General features: G+C 42.5%; 2 protein-coding genes and 1 pseudogene. All 3 read right to left on the reverse strand.

What is annotated here, in order from left to right; all coding sequences use genetic code 11:
* Positions 1-39 precede the first annotated feature (39 nt).
* The 3 genes and pseudogenes from D9603_RS11190 to D9603_RS11200 all read right to left on the reverse strand — a co-directional run bounded on the left by D9603_RS11190 (position 40) and on the right by D9603_RS11200 (position 5,983).
* Positions 40-1,480, reverse strand: a pseudogene (locus tag D9603_RS11190) (catalase).
* 254 nt (positions 1,481-1,734) lie between these two features.
* Positions 1,735-3,666, reverse strand: a complete 1,932-nt coding sequence (locus tag D9603_RS11195; protein ID WP_128731367.1) for a S41 family peptidase — start codon at positions 3,664-3,666, stop codon at positions 1,735-1,737.
* Positions 3,667-4,273: 607 nt separating this feature from the next.
* Positions 4,274-5,983 (reverse strand): AMP-binding protein, encoded by a 1,710-nt coding sequence (locus D9603_RS11200; protein WP_128731369.1) that lies wholly within the window; start codon positions 5,981-5,983, stop codon positions 4,274-4,276.
* Between the last annotated feature and the right edge of the window lie 115 nt (positions 5,984-6,098).

Below are 6,098 nucleotides of genomic sequence, written 5' to 3' on the forward strand. Positions count from 1 at the left end.
CTTCAGGTGCTAGCTTTTATTCAGATTGGGGAGCTAACCTTATTGATCCAGTGCTGTTCTAACACCGGCTTCAAGTTCTTCGTGAACAGATTTAAATAACCCAAGTTGGCGTTCTATGATATGTTCAGGTACACCCGCCATCGCGCGCACTATGTTGCCGTACAAGCGCTGCTTTTGGGCATCATCAAATAGGCAATATAAAGTACGAGGCTGTGAAAAGTCATCATTATCTTCGCGGTGGTCGTATCTATCTGCCATTCCCTCAAGTTCAAGAGCTGGGCGTTTATACTCTGGACCCTTTTGGGCCTCCCATTGAGTTAGGCTCGTAGTAAGCATCTTCGTTGCCACCGGGTTCATTGTTAAAAAACCGCATTGCACCGTCTTTGTGGTAATGATGCACCGGGCATTTTGGGCGATTAACAGGCAATGCCTCATAATGGGTACCGAGTCGGTAGCGGTGCGCATCAGCATAAGAGAAAATGCGTGCTTGCAACATTTTATCCGGAGAAAATCCAATTCCAGATACTACATTAGACGGACTAAATGCGGCTTGTTCTATATCAGCAAAATAATTGTCTGGTATGCGATTTAATTCGAGTGTACCAACATCGATGAGTGGAAAGTCGCGATGTGGCCATACTTTGGTCAGATCAAAGGGATTGTGTTGGAACTGTTTTGCTTGCGCTTCAGTCATCACCTGAATTTTCATGTCCCATTTCGGATAATTTCCTCGTTCTATCGCCGCTAGCAAGTCCTCTTGAAAGCTCTCCCTGCTTTCGCCAATTACCGTTTTAGACTCTTCATCAGTATGATACTGGTGGCCTTGCTGGGTTTTCATATGGAACTTTACCCAAACTCTTTGGTTCTCTTCATTGATCAAACTAAAAGTGTGAGAGCCATAGCCATTCATGTGTCTCACATCCGTTGGCAAGCCCCGGTCAGACATTAAAATTAATACTTGATGCAGGCTTTCCGGTGACAGAGGCCAAAAGTCCCACTGCGCGGTGTTAGAGCGCAGGTGAGTTTTTGGGTGACGCTTTTGGGTGTGAATAAAATCTGGGAATTTATACGGATCACGGACAAAAAAGACGGGGGTATTATTGCCAACTAAATCCCAATTACCTTCTTCAGTGTAAAACTTTATCGAGAAACCTCTTACGTCACGCTCAGCATCCGCAGCCCCTTTTTCGCCAGCTACCGTTGAAAAGCGCATCAGAATATCGGTTTGCTTGCCAACCTCAGCAAACAGTTTTGCCTTGGTATACTGGCTTATGTTGTTTGTTACTGTAAATGTTCCAAATGCACCCCATCCCTTAGCGTGAACGGTACGCTCTGGAATCCGCTCTCTATTTTGATGCGCCAGTTTTTCGATCAACTGGTAATCCTCAACCAGCAGTGGACCTTGAGGGCCTGCGGTCAAACTATTTTGATTATCGGCGATTGGATTACCTGCGGTGGTCGTTAATGGACATTTCGTCATTGCTCGTTTCCTTGTATGTAAAATATAGCGCTGAAGGGAGCAAAAACTAAGCCAGGTTAAAAATTTATACTTATCATTGGCTTATATTTCTAATTTAATCGTTATGGAGGAATTTACAGAGAAAAATTTTCATAGTGAAAGTTATTTTCCCAGTTAAGGGAAGTGGGATTTGCATACGGGTAAGATACTGTATAGTTGTCTGAAATGCAGCGGGTTACCCGCTGCGAGTTTAGGAATGAGTGGCAACTAAAATATTAGAAAAATCTTGTTGAATTCCATAGACGTGTTTTACCACTATCTAATCCAACAAACTGCACAGTGCCGCTGGTTACATCAGCTGGTAATGTGTAACTCAGTGTTTTAGCTTGTGCGCCATAAGCAAATGCAGGAATACGTTTTACTTTTGTGCCGTCAATATACACATCTACATATTCAGTATTTGTTACGTCAAAACTATACAGGCCATTCGTCTGTGTAATTGGTGCGAATCTATCAGACTCAAATACGACTGTTGCCTGAGCGGTTGGTTTTGCAAGCAACTTGCGGGCGATAGTGTTGAAGTCTTGCGTGTCGCCGTCAAAGATGTCTTCAACGTTATAGCTAACCAGTTCATCTGCGACACAGCCATAGTCTTCAATGAGTGCATTAATATGGTGACCTTGACGTACAGATTGACGCCATGAGACACGCATACTTTGCTCATAAGGAAGTGCTTGGTATGGCGCACCAACGTATTGTACAAATACATTGTGTTCAAGCACGTTCGCGCCACCAGCACCTGTGCGCTCATGTTGGCCAAATACCGTCGCGATGCCGTTATCCTGCATACCACATGTAAACATATCACCTGCTGAATAAGTGTTGGCATTGGCCCAAATGCCAACATTACCATAGTATGCTTGGCCAATTTGGTTGGCAGCGTCTTTGGTGATAAATGAAGTGGCAGCTGAATACTGCTCAGTCGTACCTTTAACATCAGCTAACACTTGACGCCAATTGTCGCTAAGAAAGGTGCCAAATAGCGAGTTATTCAGAATGTGGTGATTCTCATCTGTATTAATAAAACGTACGTGTGAAGGCGTTACGCGTTTTGGTGTAAACAACTGCAACAAGTAGTCGTTGTATACAATGTTACCACCTGGGTTACTTCGAACATCAACGATAAGCGCTTTGGTATCGTTAAGTTTATTATCTAAAAGATCAATAATAGCGACGAGCGCAGTGTTAACACCGTTTGTAGGTGAGAATGATGCGAGTTTTATGTAGCCTACTGACTCTCCGTCAACCTGTACTTTATTCCACGTCACGGTCGGCTCTGCGGTACCATTTGCAGCTAACGTAAAGGTATCATCTTGTGCTGCCGCTTCCAATTCTTTAAATGTCGCAAACTCATAGTTAATACTTTGAGTAAATTGTGCCGCTTCATCCTGTGCTGTGGCAGGCGCGCTGGGTTTTGAATTAAATACTAACCAAGGCACGTTAATGGAGTATGTTTCACCTGTTTCATAGGACTCAAGTGTAATAGTTAACGCATCTTGTTGTGGTGGGAAGTGTTTGTTATGTGATTTGATAGTTAACGTATTGACAGCCCCAACAAATCCGCCGTCAGGGTTGGCACCGCCACCTTTAAATAAATTATTGTTTACCGCTTCAATAATCGGCTGGCCATTGTAAGCGACAACCTTATCACCTAAAGATACAGAGGCAATTTCTGGCGCAAGTACGGTGTAATTTTGCCAAATTCGGTTTACGCGTACTTCTTTACTACCGTCTGCGCTGACTGTTTGGGCAAAGTGAACCGGTACAAACGAAATAAAGTTTTTCATTGGTGCTGGGTAGTTATAGTCCAAATGAAAATCTCGTTGTGACAAGAAGATTTGTTGCAGCTGCTGGTGGAATTGAGTAGAGCTCAAGTTCCCCATGTTGTTAATTAACTCATCAATTGCGACCACTGGATCTAAGTGGCCTGCTGGAGAGAGACCATAGTACAGGTTCTTGGCATATTTATTTACGTATAAACCGTCAAGTAGCAGTTTTGCTTGCTCAGCGACTAATGCTTTTTGCTCATAACTATAATCTTGAACGCTGATCTGGTTACGCGTGTCTTCAAGGTAAGAAATTTGTGCTATTGCACCCGATGTAAAGCTCAATGCCAAAACGCTGGCTACTGTTGATAATTTAAACATATTGTTATTTTCCTGTATGTATTAGCAAGACTGTTTTATATCTTTTGGGTACAAATGTCGATACAGTTTAAATAAAATGATAATAATTTATGGTTTTTACTGTTTGGTATTAGGTGTTATTTCTGATTGTTCGCTTTTTAGCTGAAATTTGATGCAATAACGTAATGGTTCCTTGGTAGGGGGATTGGCTCGCTACATCTCAGGTAACTCACTTGCTGTACAGAAAAGAAGTTAGCTAACCCATGGTTTTAAATATTAGGCTAAATGATTTCCTTACTCAGCCTAAAAGTGCTAGGTGGCGATAAGCTAAATTTTCAGCTTTGCTGCCTATACGAATATCGGTATTTTGGTGATAGCAGGGGGGAGTTATCGAAAAAGCTTGCCTTGCCTCAGCACAGAAAGCTTAATTAAGTAACCTGAGCTGCGGATGACCAATGCCTTTCTAGCAGCCAGTTTTAGCACTAACTGCGTTGAATTAACTTCCAACAGCGGCTATTGGTATAACAGCGATTTGAAGGCTAGCTGCGCTAAAGGTGGTTATTTAAAAGCACAGCGCAGTTAGTATGAGGATTGATAGCTCAGCGGTGTTGACTATTTCACGCTTTGGCTATGCGGTTTGGTGTAGCTCTTGCTCCATCTGATCTCGCATTTTAAATTTCTGTAGCTTCCCTGTTACAGTCATGGGATAAGCATCTACCAATCTAATATGTTTTGGTATTTTAAAGTAAGCGAGCTTTTCTTTTAAAAATTCACGAATATTATCTTCAGAAATGTAGTGGCCGGGCTTGAGTTGCACCCAGGCGCATACCTCTTCACCATACCTGTCATCTTGAATACCAAATACTGCGGCGTCCTGAATGTCTGGGTGGTGATACATTACCTCTTCAATTTCGCGAGGGTAGATATTTTCGCCGCCGCGAATAATCATATCTTTAATACGGCCGACAATACTTACAAACCCTTGCTCATCCATTACCGCTAAATCGCCGGAATGTAGCCAGCCATCAGCATCAATAGTCGCAGCTGTTTTTTCAGGGTCTTGCCAATATTCTTGCATTACACAGTAACCTCTCGCACATACTTCTCCGGGCGTCCCAATGGGGGCGATATGTCCAAGTTCATCAATAATTTTAACTTCGGTATGCGGCATGGCCCGACCGACAGTTTGGACGCGCTTGTCGATGGGAGAGTCAATCTCGGTAATATTATTAATGGGGCTGCACTCAGTTTGGCCATAGCCAATTAGCACATCAGTCATGTGCATTTGTGTTTGTACTTGGCGCATTACTTTTTCAGGGCAAGTTGAGCCTGCCATCACGCCCGTGCGCAGCGAGGACAAATTGAATTCACTAAAATTAGGATGCTCTAATTGAGCAATAAACATCGTTGGTACACCATGAAGCGCAGTACACTGCTCCTGCTCGACAACCTGAAGTGTTTTTAACGGGTCGAAGCTATCGTTTGGAAATACTGCGCAAGCGCCTTTACTTAAACATACTAAGTTGCCAAGTACCATGCCAAAGCAATGATAAAGTGGGACAGGAATGCAAAGCTTATCTTGCTCTGTGAATTTCATGGCATTGGCAACCAGTAGTCCATTATTAAGAATATTTCGATGTGTCAGTGTGGCGCCTTTTGGGTTTCCTGTGGTGCCAGAAGTAAACTGAATATTGATTGCCTGATCTGCATTTAAGTTAGCTGCGATTGCGCTTGCTTCTATGTAGTAGGCGTCATTTGCCATCTCTAGCAGAGCTGAGAAATTCATGAACCCAGGTTCACTATCCTCATCAATCAGTACAATTTGTTTTAAAGATGGAAGACGTTTGGAGGTTAGCTCACCAAACATACAGTCATAAGATTCTGGTGCTAGCTCTCTTATCATATCGACATAATGGCTATGCTTAAACGATTTTGCCATCACTAGCATCTTGCATTCTACATTATTGAGTACATACTCAAGCTCGCTTGGTCGATAGGCGGGGTTTATGCAAACCATAATGGCGCCAATTTTGGCTGTTGCAAATTGTACCAAGCTCCATTCAAGGTTATTGGGAGACCAAATACCAACTCTATCCCCAGGTTGTATGCCAACTGCCAATAGGCTAGCGGCCAGTTGATTGATCTTATCGAGATACTGCCGATAAGTCAGACGAATTGATTGATGAGAAACAACAATCGCTTCTCTATGTGAATGATTGTCGACAATGTTGTCGAAGTACTCTCCTATTGTCAGATTAGTTAATGGTGTTGTTTGAGATCCTGTAAAGTAACTTTTTGTAAGCTTGTAGTTATTTAATTCTTTGCTCTCTGTAGTCATGACATGTCCTTGCTGTTGATCGGTAATTATACCAATTTGACTTAATACTTGCTCAATTTGAAGGAATAAATCTGACGCTAACAGCGTTAAAAATTTCTCATTTAGAACAACTAAA

It is taken from the genome of Pseudoalteromonas sp. PS5 (assembly GCF_004103255.1).
GTDB lineage: Bacteria > Pseudomonadota > Gammaproteobacteria > Enterobacterales > Alteromonadaceae > Pseudoalteromonas > Pseudoalteromonas peptidolytica.